Raw genomic sequence first — 20294 nt, forward strand, 5'->3', positions numbered from 1 at the left:
GAAGCCGCCCCGGCAGGGGAGAACCCCCGCGAGTCACGTCCTCGCGGGGGTTCTCCGTCCATCCGCCTGCCGGGTGAAGGCTGAGAAGACGATCACGGGGCAGGACGCCCGGGGACCGTCAGGGGGCGAGCAGGAGCACGTCCGCGCGCTCCTTGGCCGCGGCGTACCGCTTCGCCACGTCCTGCCAGTCGACGACGCGCCACATCGCCTCGATGAAGTCGACCTTCTGGTTCTTGTACTGCAGGTAGAACGCGTGCTCCCAGGCGTCGAAGACCAGGATCGGGACCGAGCCCTGACCGACGTTGCCCTGGTGGTCGTAGACCTGCTCGACGATCAGCCTTCCGCTGACCGGCTCGTACGCCAGGACGCCCCAGCCGGAACCCTGCGTGGTGGCGGCGGCCTTCGTCAGCTGCGACCTGAAGCCCGCGTACGAGCCGAAGGACTCGGCGATCGCGTCGGCCAGGTCGCCCACACCGTCCGCCGCGAGGGGCTCCCCGCCGCCGTCGCCGGTCATGTTGTGCCAGTAGATCGAGTGCAGGATGTGGCCGGACAGGTGGAAGGCGAGGTTCTTCTGGAGGCCGTTGACCGCCCCCCAGGCCTCCTTGTCGCGGGCCTCTTCCAACTGCTCCAGGGTGTCGTTCGCGCCCTTGACGTACGCCGCGTGGTGCTTGTCGTGGTGGAGCTCGATGATCTGCGGGTCGATGACCGGTTCGAGCGCCGCGTAGTCGTACGGGAGTTCCGGAAGCGTGTACGTGGCCATGGGTTCGAACCCTCCAACTGCTGACGTTTCGTTATTGCAAGTCGTTCGCAATTGCAGGCTAGCAGGAGGAGACAGCGGAAGTGATCAGTCGCTGGACCTAGGACCGCAGACCCTCGCGCGCCGCCGCCGCCAGGTCCGGGAAGTCCGTGACGACCGCGTCCACCCCCTGACCGAAGTGGAAGGCGTACTCCGCGAAGGCGTCACCGAATTCGGCCGGCACGGTGCCCCTGCGGTAGGCGGCGGGGAGGTACTGGTTCTCGGCACGGAACGTGTACGCGCCGACCTTCAGCCCCGCCGCGTGGGCGTCGGCCAGCAGGGTGAGCGGCGGCACGAGCGAGGACTTGTCGGGCCCGATCCACTGCGCGTACGAGGCGATCTCGCGCAGCCCGGCGGGCGTCATCATCTCCCGGTACGTGACCGGGTGGCCGAACGGGCCGCCGCTCGTGCCCAGCGCCTGCCAGAGCGGAAGGCCGAGCCGCGCCCCGGCGACCCGGTGCAGGCTGGAGGGCTCGAAGGACTGGACGACGCAGTCACGGGCGGTGAGCCGGTTGCGGCGGACGATCCGGACCAGCTCCGGTTCCAGGGGCAGGCCGATCGAGCGGAAGTACGTCGGGTGCTTCGTCTCGGGGAACACCGCGATCCGGCGGCCGTGCTGCTTCGACAGCGCCCGGGCCAGATCCACGACCTCCTGGAAGGTCAGGACCTGCTCGCGTCCGTCGAAGACCGTGTTGCGGTTGCGGACCAGGGGCAGCCGCTCCACGGCGCGCAGCGTCTTCAGCTCGGCGAGGGTGAAGTCCTCGGTGAACCAGCTGGTGACGGCACGGCCGTCCACCGTCTTCGTGGCGCGGCGGCCCGCGAACTCCGGGTGCGCGGCCACGTCCGTCGTACCGGAGATCTCGTTCTCGTGGCGCACGACCAGGACATGGTCCTTCGTCGGGACGAGGTCGGGCTCGATCCAGTCGGCCCCGGCGCGTACCGCGAAGGTGTAGGCGGAAGCGGTGTGTTCGGGCCGCCAGCCGGCCGCGCCCCGGTGGCCGATGACCAGCGGACCGCGCCGTCCCTCGCCGCGGTCCGCGGCGGCGGCCGGAGCCGCCGCGGCTGCCGACACGGCGGCCGTGGCCAGGAGTAGCGAACGGCGCCTGGGGTGCTGGGACATGCTGACTCCTCGTGTGGTGGGAGACCCACCAAAGCCACGAGGGGTTACGGCAGTGCGGACGGGGCCTTGCCGCCTCATGTACGGGCGCGTGTACGGCTGTTGGGCGGCCATCGGGAACGCCGGGGTCAGGGGGACCTGGGCCGCGGTGCGAACAGCGGAGGGGGTGCCACGGGCAGCCGGAGCAGGAGGTGGCCGGCCGCCTCTCCACTCCCACGGGACGAATCAGCCCGCCATCGTGTCCCCGAAGAGCATCCCCAGGGCGGCGAAGGCGAAGAGGAGTCCCACGTGGAAGGTCCTGCTCGACGCGGGCCTGGCCGGGCGCCGGCGGGCGGGCCGGCCGGTGCTCCATCTCCGTACGGAGGCGGGCGAGGTGCTCATCGGGGCTCGGCGTCCCGGCCGGGCGGGGCCCCGGGCGCGGCCGTCTCCAGCTCGTCGATGCTGCCGGACATGATCGTGCGGACGTGCTCGGTGATGTGCTCGGCGGGCCAGTCCCACCAGGCGACGGCGAGCAGCCGGGCGATGTCCGCGTCGTCGTACCGGGTGCGGATCAGCGTCGCCGGGTTGCCGCCGACGATGCCGTAGTCCGGCACGTCACGGGTGACGACCGCACCCGCGGCGATGATCGCGCCGTTCCCGATCCGTACGCCCGGCATCACCGTCGACCGGTGGCCGAACCACACGTCGTGGCCCACCACGGTGTCGCCCCGGCCCGGCAGACCGGCCAGCAGGTCGAAGTGGTCGGCCCAGGAGCCGCCCAGGGTGGGGAACGGGAACGTGGACGGGCCGTCCATCCGGTGGTTGGCGCCGTTCATGAGGAACCGCACCCCGGTTCCCAGCGCGCAGAACCTGCCGATGACGAGCTTCTCCGGACCGTAGTGGTACAGCACGTTGCGGGTCTCGAACGCGGTCGCGTCATCGGGGTCGTCGTAGTACGAGTACTCACCGACCTCGATCAGTTCCGAGGTGATCAGGGGTTTCAGCTGCACCACCCGGGGCTGGCCGGGCATCGGGTGCAGCACCGTGGGATCGGCGGGGAGGGGATTCATGGGGGCACCCTCGCAGAACGACCGTGCCTCATGCACTCAGTTTTGGCCGACGTGCCGTGCTCCGGCCCGGGCGATCATCGACAGACGGCGGTGCGCGAGGCAGCGCACCCGCGCAACCGCTGGGCCGTACGGTCACCCGGCTCACACAAGGGTGTGCACCCGCCTACGGCTTCGCCCGCAGCTCCCGCGCGGCCGCGACGAGCAGCACCAGCCCGGTGGCCCCGGCCGACCACAGCACCTGAGGGCGGGCCGCGTCATCGGTGAGCATCAGCAGCAGGACGGCCGGCAGGGCGGCCAGCGTCAGCCAGGTCAGATACGGGAAGCACCACATCCGCAGGGCCGGCGCACCCGGTGCCTCGCGCTCCAGCCTGCGCCGCAGCCGCAGCTGCGAGGCGGCGATCAGACCCCACACGAACAGCAGGACCGCGCCGACCGAGTTGAGCAGGTAGAGGAACACCGAGTCAGGCCAGCGCAGGTTGAGCAGCACGGAGACGAAGCCGAAGGCCACCGAGGCCAGCACAGCCCGTCGCGGCACCCCGCTGCCGCCGCTCCCCGACACCTTGAGCAGTGCGCGCGGCGCCTCGCCGCGCTCGGCGAGCGAGAAGATCATCCGGGACGACCCGTACAGGTTGGCGTTGAGCGCCGAGAGCAGCGCCACGAACACCACGATGTTCATGATCTGCCCGGCCGACGGCACCCCGATCGCGTCCAGCACCTTCACGTACGGGCTCAGCCCCGCCCGCTGCGCGGTCCACGGCAGCACGGTCACGATCACCAGCATCGAGCCGACGTAGAAGAACAGGATGCGCACCATCGCGCTGCGCACCGCACGCCCCACCGCGCGTGCCGGGTCCTCGGTCTCCGCCGCCGCGATCGTCAGCACCTCCAGCCCGCCGAAGGCGAACACCACCGTGAGCACACCGGAGACGACGCCGGCCCAGCCGTTCGGCAGGAAGCCGCCCTGACCGGTGAGGTTCACCAGTCCCACCGGACCGCTGTCGGGGAGGACCCCGAAGACGGCCAGCAGGCCGAGCGCCAGGAAGACCACGATCGCGGCCACCTTGAGCGCGGCGAACCAGAACTCGAACTCGCCGAAGTTCTTCACGGCTGTCAGGTTGGCCACGGTGAACACCACCATGAAGAGCAGCACCCAGAGCCACGGATCCACCGCCGGAACCCAGGAGTGGGCGATCTGCGCGGCGGCCGTCGCCTCCACGGCGAGGACCACCACCAGCAGGAACCAGTAGAGCCAGCCCACGCTGAATCCGGCCCAGCGGCCCAGGGCGCGTTCCGCGTGCACGGAGAAGGACCCGGACGCGGGCATCGCCGCCGACATCTCGCCGAGCATCCGCATCACCAGCATCGCGAGCGTGCCCGCGATCAGGTACGAGAGGACGATGGCGGGTCCGGCGACCGCGATCCCGGCACCCGAGCCGACGAACAGCCCGGCGCCGATCACCCCGCCCAGTCCGAGCATCGTCAGATGGCGCTGCTTCAGGCCGTGGGCCAGGGGTTCGGAAGGAACGGGTTCCGGCGGAGCGGAGCCGGACGGGCCGGGGGTGTGCGCGGGGGGAGACGCATCGTGCATGAGCTGAGGGTCACTCTCGGATCATTTATGGGGAAGCTACAGTCTCACGTCCTCCGTGCCCTTCCCGTGCGGGGAGTCGCACCATCCTCACCACCGTGACAAGCATCACGCCGAGGAGTGATTGCGTGGCGCCATTTGTTCGAACCCCACTAATCCCTCAACCGCCGCTTTGTGGGCGGCTGATGGTGATCGAGCGATATTCCGTCGGCTAACGTCACCCTCAGTCCGTCCCCACCCGTCCTGCTGCCCTCACCCGCGGAGTCCCGATGAGCACTGCTGCCGCCCCCATCCGTTCCGGAGCGGTCCTCGCCGACCTGCTGCCCGCCGTCCGGCACCGCTACGCCGTGGACACGGCCCTGGTCGTCGGCGGCGCCGCCCTCACCGGCATCGCGGCCCAGATCGCCGTGCCCGTGCCCGGCTCCCCGGTGCCCGTCACCGGGCAGACCTTCGCCGCGCTGCTCATCGGCACCGCGCTCGGCGCCCGGCGCGGGTTCCTCTCCCTCGCCCTGTACGCGCTGGTCGGCATGGCCGGCATGCCGTGGTTCTCCGAGGGCAGCTCCGGCGCGGGCGGCGCCTCGTTCGGCTACATCCTGGGCATGCTGCTCGCCGCCACGGTCGTCGGCGGCCTCGCCCGGCGCGGCGGCGACCGCTCCGTCCTGCGGACCGCGGGGACGATGGCCGTCGGCTCCGCGATCATCTACGCGGTCGGCGTGCCGTACCTGGCGCTCTCCACCGGGATGTCGATGAGCGCCGCGATCGCGGCCGGCCTGGTGCCGTTCCTGATCGGCGACGCGCTCAAGGCCGCGCTGGCCATGGGTGCGCTGCCCGCTGCCTGGAAGCTCGCCGGCCGCCGCGGCTGACACCACAGGCACCACCGAAGAGGCTCGCCGGGCCGCGACAGGACCGGCGGGCCTCTCGCGCGTCCTGGGCCTCGGGGGCCGCGTCCCCGTCGAGGGCGACGGGGCGGGGGACGCGCCGCTGAGCGGGGCGGGTCCGCACGGCGGCCCGTGGGCCGGACACGAGGAAGGCCCTCCGTCGCTCGCTGGATCGCGTGGCGGGGGAGAGCCTCCCGGGTGTGCCTGACACCCGTCGTCAGGCCTGGGCGGTGGTCACTCGACCGGGGCCGGTGCCTTCCGGCTGCGTGCCTCGCGCACCAGCGAGACGGCCACCACCAGCACCGCGACCAGCAGCGAGAGCAGCACCTGCTCGCGTCCGGCGTCGTCGGTCAGCATGTAGACCAGCACGAACGAGATCATCGCGATCGTCGCCCAGGTCAGGTACGGGAAGAGCCACATCCGTACGACCAGCTTCTCGGGCGACTCACGCAGGATGATGCCGCGCATCCGCAGCTGGGTGAAGCAGATGACCAGCCACACGAACAGGGCCACCGCGCCGGAGGAGTTCAGCAGGAACTGGAACACCGTGTCAGGCCAGCGGTAGTTGAAGAAGACCGCCACGAAGCCGAACACGACGGAGGAGAGGATCGCCGCCTGCGGCACGCCCCGCCTGTTCACGCGGGCGAAGGCCTTCGGCGCGTCCCCCCGCTGACCGAGCGAGAAGGCCATGCGGGAAGCCGTGTAGAGGCCGGAGTTGAGACAGGACAGCACGGCCGTCAGCACGATGACGTCCATGACCTGGCCGGCGTGCGGGATGCCGATGGCGTTCAGCGCCGCGACGTACGAACCGTCCTTGACGATCGACGGGTCGTTCCACGGCAGCAGCGTCAGGACGACGAAGATCGAGCCCAGGTAGAAGATGGCGATACGCCAGATCACGCTGTTGGTGGCCTTGGAGACGGCGCGCTGCGGGTCCTGCGACTCACCGGCCGCCAGGGTCACGATCTCGCTGCCCATGAAGGAGAAGACGACCATCAGCACACCCGTGAGGATGGCGCCCGGACCTTCGGGGAAGAACCCGCCGGTGTCCGTGAGGTGGGCGAGGCCCGATCCGGGATTGTCCGAGCCCGGCAGCAGGCCGAAGACGGCGAGCATGCCGACGACGACGAAGGCACCGATGGCCACGACCTTGATCCCGGCGAACCAGAACTCGAACTCGCCGTACGAGCCGACCGAAACCAGGTTGGTCGCCGTCAGCACCACCATCACGATCAGGGCCCAGGCCCACTGTGGCACGCCCGGGATCCAGCCCTCCAGGATCTTGGCACCCGCCGTGGCCTCGACGGCGAGCACCACGACCCAGAAGAACCAGTACAGCCAGCCGATCGAGAAGCCGGCCCAGCGGCCCAGGGCCCGGTCCGCGTAGGCGGAGAAGGAGCCGGAGCTCGGCCGGGCGACGGCCATCTCACCGAGCATCCGCATGACGAAGACGACCATGAGGCCGACCAGCGCGTACGACAGGAGAATGGCCGGCCCCGCGGCGGCTATACCGGCGCCGGAGCCGACGAAGAGGCCCGCGCCGATCACTCCGCCGATGGCGATCATCGAAAGATGACGGTTCTTCAGGCCGGCCTGGAGTCCGTCCGGGGAGTCCGGCTTGCCCGGCTCGCCGGGCTGTGGGCCAGGCTCGGTCAGCGTCGTCTGCGACGTCATGGATCGAATCCTTACGTTCTCTGATCACGTGGGTCGGCCCTGCCCCGCGGGAGTGCCGCAAAGGCAAGGCCACGCATTCAAGCCCGAGCGGCACCTGGAACGGAACCCCTTAATCCGTTTCTTTGACCGATCGTTGCCCACGTGGCGTTGCACACAGCGCCCCTGGACCGGAGCCCCGGACCGTCCGGTGGGTCCCGACCCCGCTGGCGGATACCCCGGCCCGTTCATGCCACACTTCGCACCATGCGCGTGTACCTCGGCTCCGATCATGCTGGCTACGAACTGAAGAACCACCTCGTCACGTGGCTCACCGCCCACGGCCACGAGGCCGTCGACTGTGGTCCCCACATCTACGACGCCCAGGACGACTACCCGCCGTTCTGCCTCCGTGCCGCCGAGCGGACGGCCGCGGACAAGGGCAGCCTCGGCATCGTCATCGGCGGTTCGGGCAACGGCGAGCAGATCGCCGCGAACAAGGTCAAGGGCGTTCGCGCCGCACTCGCCTGGAGCGAGCAGACGGCCGCGCTCGGCCGCGAGCACAACGACGCCAACGTGGTGGCCATCGGTGGCCGGATGCACTCGCTGGAGGAGTGCACGAGGTTCGTCGAGATCTTCCTGGACACTCCGTACTCGGGCGAGGAGCGGCATACCCGCCGCATCGAGATGCTGTCGGCGTACGAGAGCACCGGCGAGCTCCCCCCGATCCCGGCCCACCACCCGCAGCAGGGCTGAACCAGCCCGCACCCCCGCTTTCCCGTGCCGCCGGGTCCCGCCCGGCGGCACGGTCGGTTCACCGAGGAGATCCGCCGTGCCCGAGGGGCATACGATCCACCGTCTCGCCGCGGACCACCGCGAGCGGTTCGCGGGCCGTCCGGTGCGGGTGAGCAGCCCGCAGGGGAAGTTCTCCGACAGCGCGGCACTGCTGGACGGCCGGACCTTCACCGGCGTCGACGCCCACGGGAAACACCTCTTCCTGGGCTTCGAGGGATCGGCCTGGGTCCACATCCACCTGGGCCTGTTCGGCAAGCTCGGCTTCGGTACGGCGCCGGCGCCGCCGCCCACCGACACGGTCCGGCTCCGCCTGGCCAACGACGCCCACCACGCCGACCTGCGCGGCCCCACCACCTGTGCGCTGATCACCGGCCCGGAGAAGCGCGCGATACACGACCGGCTCGGCCCGGACCCGCTGCGCACCGACGAGGACGGCGAACGGTCCTGGCAGCGGATCTCCCGCAGCCGCGTCACGGTGGCCGCCCTGCTGATGGACCAGAAGGTCGTCTCCGGCGTCGGCAACGTCTACCGGGCGGAGGTCCTCTTCCGGCACGGCATCGACCCGTACCGCCTCGGCAAGGACCTGACGCGGGGGGAGTGGGACGCCATCTGGGCCGACCTCCGCGCACTGATGCGCGAAGGCGTGCGGAAGAACCGGATCGACACGGTCCGCCCCGAGCACCTGCCCGAGGCGATGGGGCGTCCCCCACGTGTCGACGACCACGGCGGCGAGGTCTACGTCTATCGCCGGGCCCGCCAAGCCTGTCATGTCTGCGGCACCGGGATCCGCACGGCGGACCTGGCCGCCCGCAACCTCTTCTGGTGTCCTGTCTGCCAGCGGGCCTGACCTGCCCGCGGGGCGAGCCGCCGTGCAGGTCGGGCGTCGCGCGGCCCCGTCGGCCCTTCCGGCACCCGGCACCGTCTGCGGCAGGCCTCGAAGTTGTCCTGAAGCAGCCCCGCCCGATGGCGGAGGACGCGAGCGATTCCGTCGTCATATGCCATGGCTACCGAGGGTAAGTCATAAGGGCGACCCAATTTCGAACACATTGTCACAGGGGTCCCCCTGCACCGGAGGCCGTCGGGTGGATAGGGTCCCGACAATGGCCCGTCGCGGAGGAGTGGACGCGTACCCGGCCCGGTGGCGAAGATCGGTGCACCGGGCGCGCATCGCCCTGCGCAGGTCCGGGGTCGACTACTTCCGCGGTGACGGGTCCGACTGGATAGCGCTTGCCGGTCTGCTGGTCATCATCCCGGCGATCACCTTCGCCACCCTGCTCAACCCGGTCTGGTGCTCGCCCACGGCCCTGGCCCTGCCGATCGTCGCGGGCGGCCTGCTGCTGAGGCCGGCCAGTCTGCTGAGCCTCTACGCGACCGCCGCCGCCGCCCTGATCGTGGAGTCCATCGCGCTGGGCCCGTACGCGGAAGGGCCCGCCCGGGTCACCCCGGGCACCGTCCTGGTCGTCGCCGCCTGCGGCTTCTTCGGGCTGATCCTCGCCCAGTTCCGGGCGAGGGTGGGGGTGCCGTGGCGCCGCGGCGGCACGATGCTCTTCGACCTGCGCGAGCGGATCCGGGTCCAGAGCGCCCTGCCGCGACTGCCCCAGGGCTGGCACCGCGAGATGGCGCTCCGCCCGGCGGGCGGCCAGTCCTTCTCCGGCGACTTCGTCGTCGCGGCCCGCACCAACGGCGGCCGCACCCTGGAAGCCGTACTCACCGACGTCTCCGGCAAGGGCATGGACGCGGGCTCCCGCGCCCTGCTGCTCTCCGGCGCCTTCGGCGGTCTCCTGGGCTCGCTGCCGCCGCACGGTTTCCTCCCCGCCGCCAACGGCTACCTGCTGCGCCAGGACTGGGACGAGGGCTTCGCCACCTCCATCCATCTGGTCCTGGACCTGGAGTCGGGCGACTACGAGCTCCTCTCGGCCGGGCACCCACCCGCCCTGCAACTCCACGCCGGCACGGGCCAGTGGGAGGAGAAGGCGGCCGAGGGGCCGCTGCTGGGTGTGTACGACGGGGCGCAGTTCGACGCGGTCAAGGGGTCGTTGGAGCCCGGCGATGTGCTGATGCTCTTCACGGACGGCCTGGTGGAGGCGTCCGACCGGGACATGGCCGAAGGCATCGACCGGCTCACCGGCGAGGCCGACCGCTATGTGACCACGGGCTTCGAGGGCGCGGCCTGGCACCTCATCGAGGCATGCGCGAAGGACGTCAACGACGACCGCGCGCTGCTGCTGTTGTCCCGTCGCGCCTGAACCGCACGAAAGCGGTCAAAAGGTGCTGGCGTCAAGGTCAAGTCTCCGCGTCACTCGAACGTGAAGATCCCGGTGTCGGGCACGGGGACGGCCGCCCGCACCCGAGCCGGGAGCCGTCATGCCGGGACCGGCACCTTCTCCTGGTCCCCGTCCCTCGGCCGCCCACCGGGCAGGACCCGGGCGAGCCAGTGGGATCGTCCGGCGGCCAGCGGTGCCAGGACCGCGAGCACGAGCACGTATCCGGCGATGAACGGGGAGAGCCGTTCGTCCAGCCCCGCGCCCGCCGCCATGGTGGCGAGGATCAGCGCGAACTCACCCCGGGCCATCAGCGTGGTGGAGATGTTCGACGCCTCCAGCGGGCCGAATCCGTACACCCGCGCGGAGAACACGCCGGAGAGCACATTCATCGCCACCGTCAGCGCGACCGCGATGAGCACCGGCCACATCACGCTCGGCAGGTCTCCCGGGTTGATGGAGAGCCCGAACGCGAAGAAGAAGATCGCACCGAAGGCGTCCCGCAGCGGATGCACCAGCTTCATGATGCGGTCACCCGAGGTCGTGCTGCCGAGCATCAGACCGACCATGAAGGCCCCGATCGCGTCCGCGACCCCGAACCAGTCGGAGACCCCGGCGACGAGCACCGCGGCGCCCAGGAAGGAGATGACCAGCAGCTCGTCGTCCCGTGTGTTGATCAGCCTGCTGATGATCCTGGTGCCGAAACGGGCCGCGAGAGCCAGCAGCAGCAGGAAGCCGAACGCTTTGCCACCGTCCCGCAGGGCGGCGCCGAGGCCGTCGGAGTGGGACAGGATCGGCTGCAGGGCGGCCAGGTAGAGGGCGAGGAAGACGTCGTCGACCACGATGATGCCGAGGATCGGCTTGGTCTCCGGGCTGTTCAGCCGCTTCAGGTCGACCAGGATCTTCGTGACGATCGCGGAGGAGGAGATGCCGATCACGCCCGCCAGGACCAGCGCCTCGGCGTTGCCCCAGCCGAGGAGGAAACCGAAGCCGAGTCCGGCGCCGACGTTGAGGATCAGGTAGACGGTGCCCGCGAGCACCATCTTCCGGCCGCCGGCCTTGAGGTCGTCGACGTGGAACTCCAGCCCCAGGTAGAAGAGCAGCAGCACCAGGCCGAGCGCGGAGAGCATCTCCAGCTCGTGAGGGTCGTCCACGAGGACGACTCCGGGGGTGTGCGGGCCGAGCAGGATCCCGGCCAGGATGAAGAGGGGGATGGTCGGCAGTCCGATGCGGCCGCCGACGCGGGCGAGGACGGCGGCCGCCAGGAAGGCGCCGCCCATGGCGATGAGCGTGTCTGCGTGTCCGATGAGCCTGATCCTTCGTTCGGTCAAGAGCGTGTCAAGGAATCGTCAGTAATTAGTTTACCGAACGATTGACACTGCAACTATGGAGCCTTCGAAGAATCGCCCTCCCGGCGTACAGTCGGCGCATGCCGACCCCGTATCTGACCCTGGCCCAGGTCGAGGCGATCGCCCGCGAGGCCCATCGCGCCCAGACGGACAAGGCGGGGCGCCCGTACGTCGAGCACCTGGCCGCGGTCGCCGGCGGCGTGCGCGAGCGGGGCGGCGGTGAGGACCAGATCGCTGCCGCGTGGCTGCACGACGCCGTCGAGGACGACGCGCTCTCCCGGCAGTGGCTGGACGAGGCCCCCTTGCCGCAGCACGTGAAGGACATGGTCCTCGCCGTCACCAAGCGGGACGGCGAGGACCTCGTCGCGTACACCGGGCGGATTCTCGCCACTCCCGGCGCCCTGCTGGTCAAGGAGTCGGATCTTGCCCACAACGCGGATCCCGGCCGTCTCGCCGTCCTGGAACCGGCCGTCCGTACCCGGCTGAGCGAGAAATATGCGCAGGTGCGTGGGTTGTTGGGGCTCCCCGGAGGCAAAGTGGTCTCCGAACAACGGGATCAAGCCAACCCCGGAACGAACTGATCCGGTGCCGCCCGCGAACGGGGCGGCACCGGATCGATCCGGACAGGGTCAGCGCCCGACGGCGTCCCGGCGGAAGGCCCAGTTCATGTCCGGCTCGGTGGCGAAGCGCAGCGCGCGCCGGACCGGCGGGGTGCAGAGCGCGGTCACCGCGACAGCCGCGACGAGGGAGACGGCCACCAGCCCGGCGGGTCCCGAGAGCCACTCGTAGCGGTCGAACAGACCGAAGTAGCCGGCCCCCTTCACCAGGAAGCCGTGCAGCAGGTAGCCGCAGATGGTCCCCGCGCCCAGCACGGTGAACCACAGGTGACGGCGCGGCACCCACGCCAGGAAACCGACCGTGAGCACCAGCGCGCACCCGAACATCGCCAGGGACATCACGGCACCGGACCACCACGGAGCCCCCAGCTCCTGTGCGCTGCTGCTGCGATAGAACCATCCCAACTGCATGCGCGGGGCGGCCCAGTAGGCGAACAGCAGGGAACCCGCGAACAGCGGCAGGGACAGCAGGCGCACCTCGCGCCGCCGCACCATCCGGAAGTGCTCGGGCTTCAGCACGAGGCCGAGTACGAAGAACGGCAGGAACTGCAGGACGCGCTGCAGATCGAGATCGTCGCCGATGCCCGGAGTCACCGAGGCGAGCACGGCGATCGTGAGGGCGACCGCCAGCGGATGGCGCAGCGACCGCCACAGCGGCGTGGTGACCCGCCAGATGAACAGGGCGATCAGGAACCAGGTGAGGAACAGCGGGTCGAGCAGGGTGACCGGCACGTCGTCCACACCGCCGGCGTACCGCTTGAACAGTGAATACGCCGTCTCGAACAGCACGTAGGGCACGGCGACCCCGGTCACCAGGCGCTTCACCTTGGCCGGGCTCATGTCGAACGACCGTGAGAAGTAACCGGAGATGAGGATGAAGGCGGGCATGTGGAACGTGTACACGACCATGTACAGCGCTCGCGTGGTGCGGCTGCCGTCCATCACCGGCTCCCAGGCGTGCGCCACCGCGACCAGCACGATCGCGAGATACTTCACATTGTCGAAGTAGGCGTCACGCCGCTTCGCCGGAGCGGCAGCCCCGGGGCGGGCGGGGGCGGCGGAGCGGGCGGGAGCCCTGGGGAGGGTGGAGACAGCCGGGGAGGAGACCCTCGCGGCTGCCGGGGCTTCCTCGTGTCCGGGCTCCGACTCCCGGGTCTCCGCGGGGATCGGGGCCCTCTGAAATTCGCTCGGAGCTTTGAACATCTAAGGCACCTTAGACCCGTCGATTGGTGTGCGTAAAACTCCCAAGAGTTATCGCGTGTTCCCGCCCATTCGAAAATGAAACCACCAATAAATGACCGTTTCATAGTGATTCATCCACCCTGAACAGGGCATATCGGCGGTCGGTTGGTGAGAGTGAATTACGTCGCACGAACTCCTGGCAAACCCCTGTGAACGAAGTGTGGGGATATGGAAACGATCACGATGGCCGGTATTCGAACTGCTTTGCGCCAAGGGGGTCCACGGGCGTGCCGGCGGGGTCGCGGCGCCCTTGCCGGGCGCCGCCCGTCTCCGGATCCGCCCCGGCGTGCGGAGGCGTGAGGATGGCGCGATCCGGTCAGTTCGATGCGTCACCCGGCAGCACCCACGGGGGAGTTGGTGGCACGATGGTCGCGACGGAGGTGTGCTCGGCCGCATGCCGCCGGGCCGGCAAGGCGGACCGACCAAGGGTGTGATCAGTCGTGGCCATTTCACTGTCTGTGGTGCTGATGCTGGGGATCATCATGGTGGTCCTCATCCGCGGCGGGTCCCTCAAGGGCGGGCCGGCGGTCGTCGCCGTGCTCTTCGGCTTCTTCCTGGCATCGACGGGCATGGCACCGTCGATCAACAGATTCATGAACTCGATAGCCGACACGATCAACCAGATCAGCTTCTGACCGCGGGATCAGCTCCTGATCCACCCCCGGTGCACGCCCGGTCCCCAGCGGCCGGCCGTGCACGCGCGCGCGGCCCACGGCATACGCGAAGGGCCCGGTTCGACGAGTGACTGTCGAACCGGGCCCTTCCGTGGAGCGGGCGACGGGAATCGAACCCGCGTAGCTAGTTTGGAAGACTAGGGCTCTACCATTGAGCTACGCCCGCAAGGGACGCGCCGGAGTCCGGGGGACCGCGGCACGGACAGCATCGTAGCGGGTCGTGGACGGTGCGCGCACACCCGTATCGGCGTCCCCCCGATGACCGCCTTCGAGGCGCGTTCCGCAAAGCGTCCGACGCACTGCTTCCCGGCATGTACCCTACGTGTCGCACCGACGGGGTGTGGCGCAGCTTGGTAGCGCGTCCGCTTTGGGAGCGGAAGGTCGTCGGTTCGAATCCGGCCACCCCGACCACCAGCAGGATCCACAGGCAAGATCGCGTTGTGGGAGTCATCCCGCTTGCCGTTACTATGCAAATTGCGTGCCCGTGTGTCTGATGTACCGGGCTCGATCCGCGAAGCCGCCTCTCGGCGGCCCAGCAGAACCCCAAGAAGTCAGCCACCAAGGAGACCGAACCGTGAAGAGCGCCGTGGAGACCCTGAACCCGACTCGGGTTCGGCTCAGCATCGAGGTGCCCTTCGAGGAGCTCAAGGACAGCCTCGACGCGGCGTACAAGAAGATCAACCAGCAGGTCACGGTGAAGGGCTTCCGTAAGGGCAAGATCCCCAACCGCGTCATCGACCAGCGGTTCGGCCGTGGTGCTGTGCTGGAGGAGGCCGTCAACGACGCCCTTCCGAAGTTCTACACCGAGGCTGTCAACGAGGGTGAGCTCAACGTTCTGGGCCAGCCCGAGGTTGACATCACCGAACTCAAGGACGGCGAGCTGCTGGCCTTCACCGCCGAGGTGGATGTCCGTCCCGAGATCGAGATTCCGGACTACTCCGGCATCGAGGTCACCGTGGACGCACTCGAGGTCACCGATGAGGACGTCGACAAGGCCGTGGAGCAGCTGCGCGAGCGCTTCGCCTCCACCAACCCGGTCGAGCGCGCCGCCGCCGAGGGCGACGTCGTGACGATCGACCTGGAGGCCAAGGTCGACGGAGAGGTCCTGGAGGACGGCGTCGCCGCGGGTGTCTCGTACACCATCGGTTCCGGCGAGCTCCTCGAGGGCATCGACGAGGCCGTGACCGGCCTGGAGGCCGGTGGCGAGGCCACCTTCACCTCCGAGCTGAAGGGCGGCTCCGCCGAGGGCAAGGAAGCGGAGGTCACCGTCAAGGTCACCGCCGTCGCCTCCCGCGAACTGCCCGAGCTGGACGACGACTTCGCGCAGATGGCGAGCGAGTTCGACACGCTCGCCGAGCTCCGCGAGGACAGCCGCAAGCGCCTCGAGAACACCAAGCAGTACGACCAGGCCACCCAGGCCCAGGAGCGCGTCCTCGACGAGCTGCTGAAGCTGGCCGAGGTCCCGATCCCCGAGAAGCTCCTCGCGGACGAGGTCCAGACCCGCAAGCACAACCTCGAGCACCACCAGCTCGGCCAGATGGGTCTCGACCTCGAGAAGTACCTGGAGATCCAGGGCAAGACGCTCGAGGAGTTCGAGGCCGAGACCTCCGAGCAGGCCATCAAGGGCATCAAGACCCAGTTCATCCTCGACGAGCTCGTCAACAAGGAGAAGCTGAACGTCAACCAGGAGGAGCTCACCGAGCACCTCATGCGGCGCGCCGCCTCCTCCGGCATGAGTCCCGACCAGTTCGCCCAGGCCGTCGTCGAAGGCGGCCAGGTGCCGATGCTCGTCGGCGAGGTCGCCCGCGGCAAGGCGCTCGCCGTCGTCGTCGAGGCCGCCAAGGTCGTCGACACCAACGGTGAGGTCGTCGAGCTCGAGGACGACGAGGAAGAGGCCACCGAGACGGTCGAGGCCGCCGAGGGCACCACCGAGGCTCCTGCCGACGAGAAGAAGGCCGACGAGAAGACCGAGGCCTGAGCCTCGTTCCGATCGGCTGATCCGATTCGCACGACGGGCTCCGGACGTATCGCGTCCGGAGCCCGTCGCCGTATCGGCCGCACGCCCCGGAACCCTTGTGCGGACTGCTGACCTTGCGCTCCCAGCGAACAGTTGGGGAAGCGGGATGGCGTTGTCCCACCTGCGCGTTAGGGTCCATGAAGAGGAAGGGTCGGGTAGTCCCGGCCCACCCGGTACGAAGACGCTGAGACGGCCGGAGCCGTCAGAGACGAGCAGGTGGATACGTGACGAATCTGATGCCCTACGCCGCCGGAGAGCCGTCCCTCGGTGGAGGCCTCGGTGACCAGGTCTACAGCCGACTGCTCGGCGAGCGCATCATCTTCCTCGGTCAGCAGGTCGACGATGACATCGCCAACAAGATCACCGCACAGCTTCTGCTCCTTGCCGCCGACCCGGACAAGGACATCTACCTCTACATCAACAGCCCCGGCGGCTCGGTGACGGCAGGCATGGCGGTCTACGACACCATGCAGTACATCCCGAACGACGTGGTCACCATCGGGATGGGCATGGCGGCCTCGATGGGCCAGTTCCTGCTCACCGGTGGCACGGCGGGCAAGCGCTTCGCGCTCCCGAACACCGACATCCTCATGCACCAGGGCTCGGCCGGCATCGGCGGCACCGCCTCGGACATCAAGATCCAGGCGCAGTACCTGCTGCGCACGAAGACGCGGATGGCCGAGATCACCGCTCACCACTCCGGCCAGACCGTGGAAACGATCATCCGCGACGGCGACCGCGACCGCTGGTACACGGCGGAGGAGGCCAAGGACTACGGCCTCATCGACGAGATCATCACGGTCGCGTCGGGCATCCCGGGCGGCGGCGGCACCGGCGCCTGATCCGGGCCCACCCGGACCGGCACCACGCCGCACCCTCTCGTACGCCGGACGTACGCCGAGACTCCCAGCCCCCATGAACGCCACCAGGATGGTGAACACCCACATGAACAACTTCCCCGGCGCCTCCGCGAGCGGCCTCTACACCGGCCCGCAGGTGGACAACCGCTACGTCGTCCCGCGCTTCGTGGAGCGCACCTCGCAGGGTGTGCGTGAGTACGACCCGTACGCGAAGCTCTTCGAGGAGCGCGTGATCTTCCTCGGTGTGCAGATCGACGACGCCTCGGCCAACGACGTCATGGCGCAGCTGCTGTGCCTGGAGTCGATGGACCCGGACCGCGACATCTCGATCTACATCAACAGCCCCGGCGGCTCGTTCACCGCGCTCACCGCGATCTACGACACGATGCAGTTCGTGAAGCCGGACATCCAGACGGTCTGCATGGGCCAGGCGGCCTCCGCCGCCGCCGTCCTGCTCGCCGCGGGCACCCCGGGCAAGCGCATGGCGCTCCCGCACGCCCGTGTGCTGATCCACCAGCCGTCCTCGCAGACCGGCCGTGAGCAGCTCTCCGACCTGGAGATCGCGGCCAACGAGATCCTGCGGATGCGCACCCAGCTCGAAGAGATGCTGGCCAAGCACTCCACCACCCCGCTGGAGAAGATCAGCGAGGACATCGAGCGCGACAAGATCCTTACCGCCGACGACGCACTGGCGTACGGTCTGGTGGACCAGATCGTGTCCACCCGCAAGACCACAGCCGGCGCGTCCGTCTGACGTCGGTCTTTCCCCTTGGCACATGCCCGTAGCACGGCCCCGGCCGTGTGAACCGTGCCAAGGGGGGCCCGAACGGGGGGCCAGGCAAGGTACCGTCGGATAGAGGCACAGGAGCCGCTGAACCAGGCTGCTCCCAGGCGAAGGGGAAGCACCTCGTGGCACGCATCGGTGATGGCGGCGACCTGCTCAAGTGCTCGTTCTGCGGAAAGAGCCAGAAGCAGGTGAAGAAGCTCATCGCGGGACCCGGTGTGTACATCTGCGATGAGTGCATCGATCTCTGCAACGAGATCATCGAGGAGGAGCTCGCCGAGACCTCCGAGGTGCGGTGGGAGGAGCTCCCCAAGCCGCGCGAGATCTACGAGTTCCTCGAGGGGTACGTCGTCGGGCAGGAGCCCGCGAAGAAGGCCCTCTCGGTCGCGGTGTACAACCATTACAAGCGGGTCCAGGCCGGGGAGAACGGCGGCGGCGCGAATCGTGACGACGCGATCGAGCTCGCCAAGTCCAACATCCTCCTGCTGGGCCCCACGGGCTCCGGCAAGACGCTCCTCGCTCAGACGCTGGCCCGCATGCTCAACGTTCCGTTCGCCATCGCGGACGCGACGGCGCTGACGGAGGCCGGCTATGTCGGCGAGGACGTCGAGAACATCCTGCTGAAGCTGATCCAGGCCGCGGACTACGACGTCAAGAAGGCCGAGACGGGGATCATCTACATCGACGAGATCGACAAGGTCGCCCGCAAGAGCGAGAACCCGTCGATCACCCGCGATGTCTCCGGCGAGGGCGTCCAGCAGGCCCTGCTGAAGATCCTGGAGGGCACCACCGCCTCCGTACCGCCGCAGGGCGGCCGGAAGCATCCGCACCAGGAGTTCATCCAGATCGACACGACGAACGTGCTGTTCATCGTGGGCGGAGCCTTCTCCGGTCTGGAGAAGATCATCGAGTCGCGGGCCGGCGCCAAGGGCATCGGCTTCGGCGCGACGATCCGCTCGAAGCTGGAGATCCAGGCGAGCGACCAGTTCCAGGAGGTCATGCCGGAGGACCTGGTGAAGTTCGGGATGATCCCCGAGTTCATCGGCCGCCTCCCCGTGCTGACCTCGGTGCACAACCTGGACCGCGAGGCGTTGCTCCAGATCCTGGTCGAGCCGCGTAACGCCCTGGTGAAGCAGTACCAACGGCTGTTCGAACTCGACGGTGTGGAGCTGGACTTCGAGCGCGAGGCCCTGGAGGCCATCGCCGACCAGGCGATCCTGCGCCAGACGGGCGCGCGCGGTCTGCGCGCCATCATGGAGGAAGTCCTCCAGTCCGTGATGTACGAGGTCCCGTCCCGCAAGGACGTGGCCCGTGTGGTCATCACCCCGGACGTCGTCCGCAACAACGTCAACCCGACGCTGGTCCCGCGCGAGCCGCGCACGATCGGCAAGAACGACGACGGCGGCCGCCACGAGAAGTCCGCGTAGCGGAAGCGACAGGTACGCCGAAGGGGCGCCCGGCCACCGGCCGGGCGCCCCTTCGCATGTGCGGTGCGGTGGATCAGATCTTCGTGCGCGAGGTGTTGTAGAGCTTGGCGGCGAGGTCGGCCACGTCCTTCTGCGGCATGGACTTGTTCGTCATCATCGCGCCGACATCGATGCCCACGACGATGCCGACCGTGCTGTAGTCGGTCCACACGCAGATCGGCGTGATGATCTCCTCAGGGCCCTTCGCCGCCGTCCCGTCGGCGTCCTCGTTGATCGTCTTGAGGCTCTGGCACTTCATGAGCGCCCCCTCGAATCCCGCGGGCTTGACGGCCTCGGGGCTGCCCACGAGCGAGACGTTCTCGCTGTCCTCGTCCTTCGCCATCTCCAGCTCGGCGTTCCGGAACGCGCCGTCGACCACCTTCGCGGGGTCGGTCACCTCACCCCAGAAACCCATGAGCATGAGCGACTTCATGGTGAGCGGGTTCTCCTTGCCGCCGCTCACGTACTGGGCGCTCACCTGGTTGGGGTTCTTGATCCCCATGGCCTCGGCCTCGGCCTTGTCCTTGCCCGTCATGGGCTTCGAGGGCGTCGCCTCGGTGCCGTCCTGCTTGTAGTCGTCCACCGAGGCGGCCGGCGTCAGCTTGTAGCCCTTGGTGGAGTCCGCGACGTCGCTGTTGCTGCTGCCGCCCGCGGTGAAGAAGTACACCCCGCCCGCGATGACCGCCAGCGCCACGACGGCGCCGCCGATGATCAGGCCCGTCTTCTTCTTCGGGGCGCCCGGCTGCGGGGGCATCCCGGGATACGCCGGCTGGCCGCCGTACGGGGGAGCGGGCGGCTGCTGGCCGTACGGGCCCGGCTGCTGTGCCTGTGGGTAGCCGTAGCCCGGCTGCGGGGGCTGCTGCGGCGGGACCCCCTGGGGGGCCTGCTGCGGGTAGCCGTACCCGGGCTGGCCCTGCGGCGGACCCTGCGGCGGCGGGCCGCCGTACGGGCCCGGCTGCTGGCCGTACGGACCGGGCTGGCCCTGCGGCGGCTGGCTGCCGTACGGGCCCGGCTGGTTGTAGCTCATTGGGCTGTCCCCTCCAGAAATGCTTATGCGTTGCCGACATCCTGACGGAAGAGGCCCTGACATGGGGGATCGGGCCGCACACCGTTACTGAACAAACCGGTTTCAGTGCACGACTGTGACGGGCCTA

The 20294-nt window shown here is 69.2% G+C and carries 19 protein-coding genes and 2 tRNA genes; 11 read left to right on the top strand and 10 right to left on the bottom strand.

Annotated elements, in window-relative coordinates; translation table 11 throughout:
- Positions 1 to 118: 118 nt before the first annotated feature.
- The 5 genes from AB0F38_RS01825 to AB0F38_RS01845 form a co-directional block, all read right to left on the bottom strand.
- Positions 119 to 760 carry a superoxide dismutase gene (locus tag AB0F38_RS01825; protein ID WP_361885121.1) on the bottom strand — a complete coding sequence of 214 codons (642 nt, stop codon included), beginning with the start codon at positions 758 to 760 and terminating at the stop codon, positions 119 to 121.
- A 97-nt stretch (positions 761 to 857) separates the two neighbouring features.
- Entirely contained in the window at positions 858 to 1916 is a 1059-nt protein-coding gene (locus tag AB0F38_RS01830) for a glycerophosphodiester phosphodiesterase family protein (protein WP_361885123.1), read from the bottom strand.
- A 222-nt stretch (positions 1917 to 2138) separates the two neighbouring features.
- Positions 2139 to 2294 (bottom strand): hypothetical protein, encoded by a 156-nt coding sequence (locus AB0F38_RS01835; RefSeq protein ID WP_361885125.1) that lies wholly within the window; start codon positions 2292 to 2294, stop codon positions 2139 to 2141.
- Positions 2291 to 2962 carry a CatB-related O-acetyltransferase gene (locus tag AB0F38_RS01840; RefSeq protein ID WP_361885127.1) on the bottom strand — a complete coding sequence of 224 codons (672 nt, stop codon included), beginning with the start codon at positions 2960 to 2962 and terminating at the stop codon, positions 2291 to 2293. The genes AB0F38_RS01835 and AB0F38_RS01840 overlap by 4 nt, the downstream gene beginning before the upstream one ends.
- 163 nt (positions 2963 to 3125) lie before the next feature.
- On the bottom strand, positions 3126 to 4550 hold the full coding sequence (locus AB0F38_RS01845; protein ID WP_361885129.1) for an amino acid permease: 1425 nt from the start codon (positions 4548 to 4550) through the stop codon (positions 3126 to 3128).
- Positions 4551 to 4816: 266 nt separating this feature from the next.
- Between AB0F38_RS01845 and AB0F38_RS01850 the strand changes: the two genes are divergently transcribed.
- Positions 4817 to 5410 (top strand): biotin transporter BioY, encoded by a 594-nt coding sequence (locus AB0F38_RS01850; RefSeq protein ID WP_361885131.1) that lies wholly within the window; start codon positions 4817 to 4819, stop codon positions 5408 to 5410.
- 249 nt (positions 5411 to 5659) lie between these two features.
- Here AB0F38_RS01850 and AB0F38_RS01855 read toward each other — a convergent pair whose 3' ends face one another.
- Entirely contained in the window at positions 5660 to 7099 is a 1440-nt protein-coding gene (locus tag AB0F38_RS01855) for an amino acid permease (protein WP_361885133.1), read from the bottom strand.
- 243 nt (positions 7100 to 7342) lie between these two features.
- Here AB0F38_RS01855 and AB0F38_RS01860 point away from each other — a divergent pair, with 243 nt between their 5' ends.
- The 3 genes from AB0F38_RS01860 to AB0F38_RS01870 all read left to right on the top strand — a co-directional run bounded on the left by AB0F38_RS01860 (position 7343) and on the right by AB0F38_RS01870 (position 10116).
- A complete protein-coding gene (locus AB0F38_RS01860; RefSeq protein ID WP_361885135.1) occupies positions 7343 to 7831 on the top strand; it encodes a ribose-5-phosphate isomerase in 489 nt (162 codons plus the stop codon).
- Between the two features lie 76 nt (positions 7832 to 7907).
- On the top strand, positions 7908 to 8717 hold the full coding sequence (locus AB0F38_RS01865; protein ID WP_361885137.1) for a DNA-formamidopyrimidine glycosylase family protein: 810 nt from the start codon (positions 7908 to 7910) through the stop codon (positions 8715 to 8717).
- Between the two features lie 253 nt (positions 8718 to 8970).
- Positions 8971 to 10116: a PP2C family protein-serine/threonine phosphatase gene (locus AB0F38_RS01870; protein WP_361885139.1), complete on the top strand. Its 1146-nt coding sequence runs from the start codon at positions 8971 to 8973 to the stop codon at positions 10114 to 10116.
- Positions 10117 to 10232: 116 nt separating this feature from the next.
- Here AB0F38_RS01870 and AB0F38_RS01875 read toward each other — a convergent pair whose 3' ends face one another.
- A complete protein-coding gene (locus AB0F38_RS01875) occupies positions 10233 to 11411 on the bottom strand; it encodes a cation:proton antiporter (RefSeq protein ID WP_361886713.1) in 1179 nt (392 codons plus the stop codon).
- A gap of 149 nt (positions 11412 to 11560) precedes the next feature.
- Here AB0F38_RS01875 and AB0F38_RS01880 point away from each other — a divergent pair, with 149 nt between their 5' ends.
- Entirely contained in the window at positions 11561 to 12061 is a 501-nt protein-coding gene (locus AB0F38_RS01880; RefSeq protein ID WP_361885141.1) for an HD domain-containing protein, read from the top strand.
- Between the two features lie 48 nt (positions 12062 to 12109).
- On the opposite strand, the gene AB0F38_RS01885 is transcribed toward AB0F38_RS01880, so the two are convergent.
- Entirely contained in the window at positions 12110 to 13300 is a 1191-nt protein-coding gene (locus AB0F38_RS01885) for an acyltransferase family protein (protein WP_361885143.1), read from the bottom strand.
- 479 nt (positions 13301 to 13779) lie between these two features.
- On the opposite strand from AB0F38_RS01885, the gene AB0F38_RS01890 reads away from it, so the two are divergent.
- Complete coding sequence (locus AB0F38_RS01890) at positions 13780 to 13974, top strand: hypothetical protein (protein ID WP_361885145.1); 195 nt, start codon at positions 13780 to 13782, stop codon at positions 13972 to 13974.
- A gap of 131 nt (positions 13975 to 14105) precedes the next feature.
- Here AB0F38_RS01890 and AB0F38_RS01895 read toward each other — a convergent pair.
- Positions 14106 to 14179, bottom strand: a tRNA-Gly gene (locus AB0F38_RS01895).
- Between the two features lie 168 nt (positions 14180 to 14347).
- Between AB0F38_RS01895 and AB0F38_RS01900 the strand changes: the two genes are divergently transcribed.
- From AB0F38_RS01900 to clpX, 5 genes are all read left to right on the top strand, one after another.
- Positions 14348 to 14424, top strand: a tRNA-Pro gene (locus tag AB0F38_RS01900).
- Between the two features lie 163 nt (positions 14425 to 14587).
- Positions 14588 to 15991 (top strand): trigger factor, encoded by a 1404-nt coding sequence (gene tig / locus AB0F38_RS01905; RefSeq protein ID WP_361885147.1) that lies wholly within the window; start codon positions 14588 to 14590, stop codon positions 15989 to 15991.
- A gap of 275 nt (positions 15992 to 16266) precedes the next feature.
- On the top strand, positions 16267 to 16872 hold the full coding sequence (locus AB0F38_RS01910; protein ID WP_164494208.1) for an ATP-dependent Clp protease proteolytic subunit: 606 nt from the start codon (positions 16267 to 16269) through the stop codon (positions 16870 to 16872).
- Positions 16873 to 16960: 88 nt separating this feature from the next.
- Positions 16961 to 17644 carry an ATP-dependent Clp protease proteolytic subunit gene (locus AB0F38_RS01915; protein ID WP_019992624.1) on the top strand — a complete coding sequence of 228 codons (684 nt, stop codon included), beginning with the start codon at positions 16961 to 16963 and terminating at the stop codon, positions 17642 to 17644.
- Between the two features lie 155 nt (positions 17645 to 17799).
- Positions 17800 to 19101, top strand: coding sequence for an ATP-dependent Clp protease ATP-binding subunit ClpX (gene clpX, locus AB0F38_RS01920; protein WP_056785577.1), 1302 nt, complete (start codon positions 17800 to 17802; stop codon positions 19099 to 19101).
- 73 nt (positions 19102 to 19174) lie between these two features.
- Here the strand turns inward: clpX and AB0F38_RS01925 are convergent, their stop codons facing one another.
- On the bottom strand, positions 19175 to 20167 hold the full coding sequence (locus AB0F38_RS01925) for a hypothetical protein (RefSeq protein WP_361885150.1): 993 nt from the start codon (positions 20165 to 20167) through the stop codon (positions 19175 to 19177).
- Positions 20168 to 20294: the final 127 nt, after the last annotated feature.

This window comes from Streptomyces sp. NPDC025273 (assembly GCF_040638585.1).
Classification (GTDB): domain Bacteria; phylum Actinomycetota; class Actinomycetes; order Streptomycetales; family Streptomycetaceae; genus Streptomyces; species Streptomyces cinereorectus.

Coding starts and splice junctions, on each gene's coding strand:
- AB0F38_RS01855 (WP_361885133.1), bottom strand. CDS start 7,099: ATGACGTCGCAGACGACGCTGACCGAGCCTGGCCCACAGCCCGGCGAG.
- AB0F38_RS01910 (WP_164494208.1), top strand. CDS start 16,267: ATGCCCTACGCCGCCGGAGAGCCGTCCCTCGGTGGAGGCCTCGGTGAC.
- AB0F38_RS01860 (WP_361885135.1), top strand. CDS start 7,343: ATGCGCGTGTACCTCGGCTCCGATCATGCTGGCTACGAACTGAAGAAC.
- AB0F38_RS01835 (WP_361885125.1), bottom strand. CDS start 2,294: ATGAGCACCTCGCCCGCCTCCGTACGGAGATGGAGCACCGGCCGGCCC.
- AB0F38_RS01915 (WP_019992624.1), top strand. CDS start 16,961: ATGGTGAACACCCACATGAACAACTTCCCCGGCGCCTCCGCGAGCGGC.
- AB0F38_RS01875 (WP_361886713.1), bottom strand. CDS start 11,411: ATGGGCGGCGCCTTCCTGGCGGCCGCCGTCCTCGCCCGCGTCGGCGGC.
- AB0F38_RS01840 (WP_361885127.1), bottom strand. CDS start 2,962: ATGAATCCCCTCCCCGCCGATCCCACGGTGCTGCACCCGATGCCCGGC.
- AB0F38_RS01885 (WP_361885143.1), bottom strand. CDS start 13,300: ATGTTCAAAGCTCCGAGCGAATTTCAGAGGGCCCCGATCCCCGCGGAG.
- AB0F38_RS01880 (WP_361885141.1), top strand. CDS start 11,561: ATGCCGACCCCGTATCTGACCCTGGCCCAGGTCGAGGCGATCGCCCGC.
- AB0F38_RS01830 (WP_361885123.1), bottom strand. CDS start 1,916: ATGTCCCAGCACCCCAGGCGCCGTTCGCTACTCCTGGCCACGGCCGCC.
- AB0F38_RS01850 (WP_361885131.1), top strand. CDS start 4,817: ATGAGCACTGCTGCCGCCCCCATCCGTTCCGGAGCGGTCCTCGCCGAC.
- AB0F38_RS01845 (WP_361885129.1), bottom strand. CDS start 4,550: ATGCACGATGCGTCTCCCCCCGCGCACACCCCCGGCCCGTCCGGCTCC.
- AB0F38_RS01870 (WP_361885139.1), top strand. CDS start 8,971: ATGGCCCGTCGCGGAGGAGTGGACGCGTACCCGGCCCGGTGGCGAAGA.
- AB0F38_RS01825 (WP_361885121.1), bottom strand. CDS start 760: ATGGCCACGTACACGCTTCCGGAACTCCCGTACGACTACGCGGCGCTC.
- AB0F38_RS01925 (WP_361885150.1), bottom strand. CDS start 20,167: ATGAGCTACAACCAGCCGGGCCCGTACGGCAGCCAGCCGCCGCAGGGC.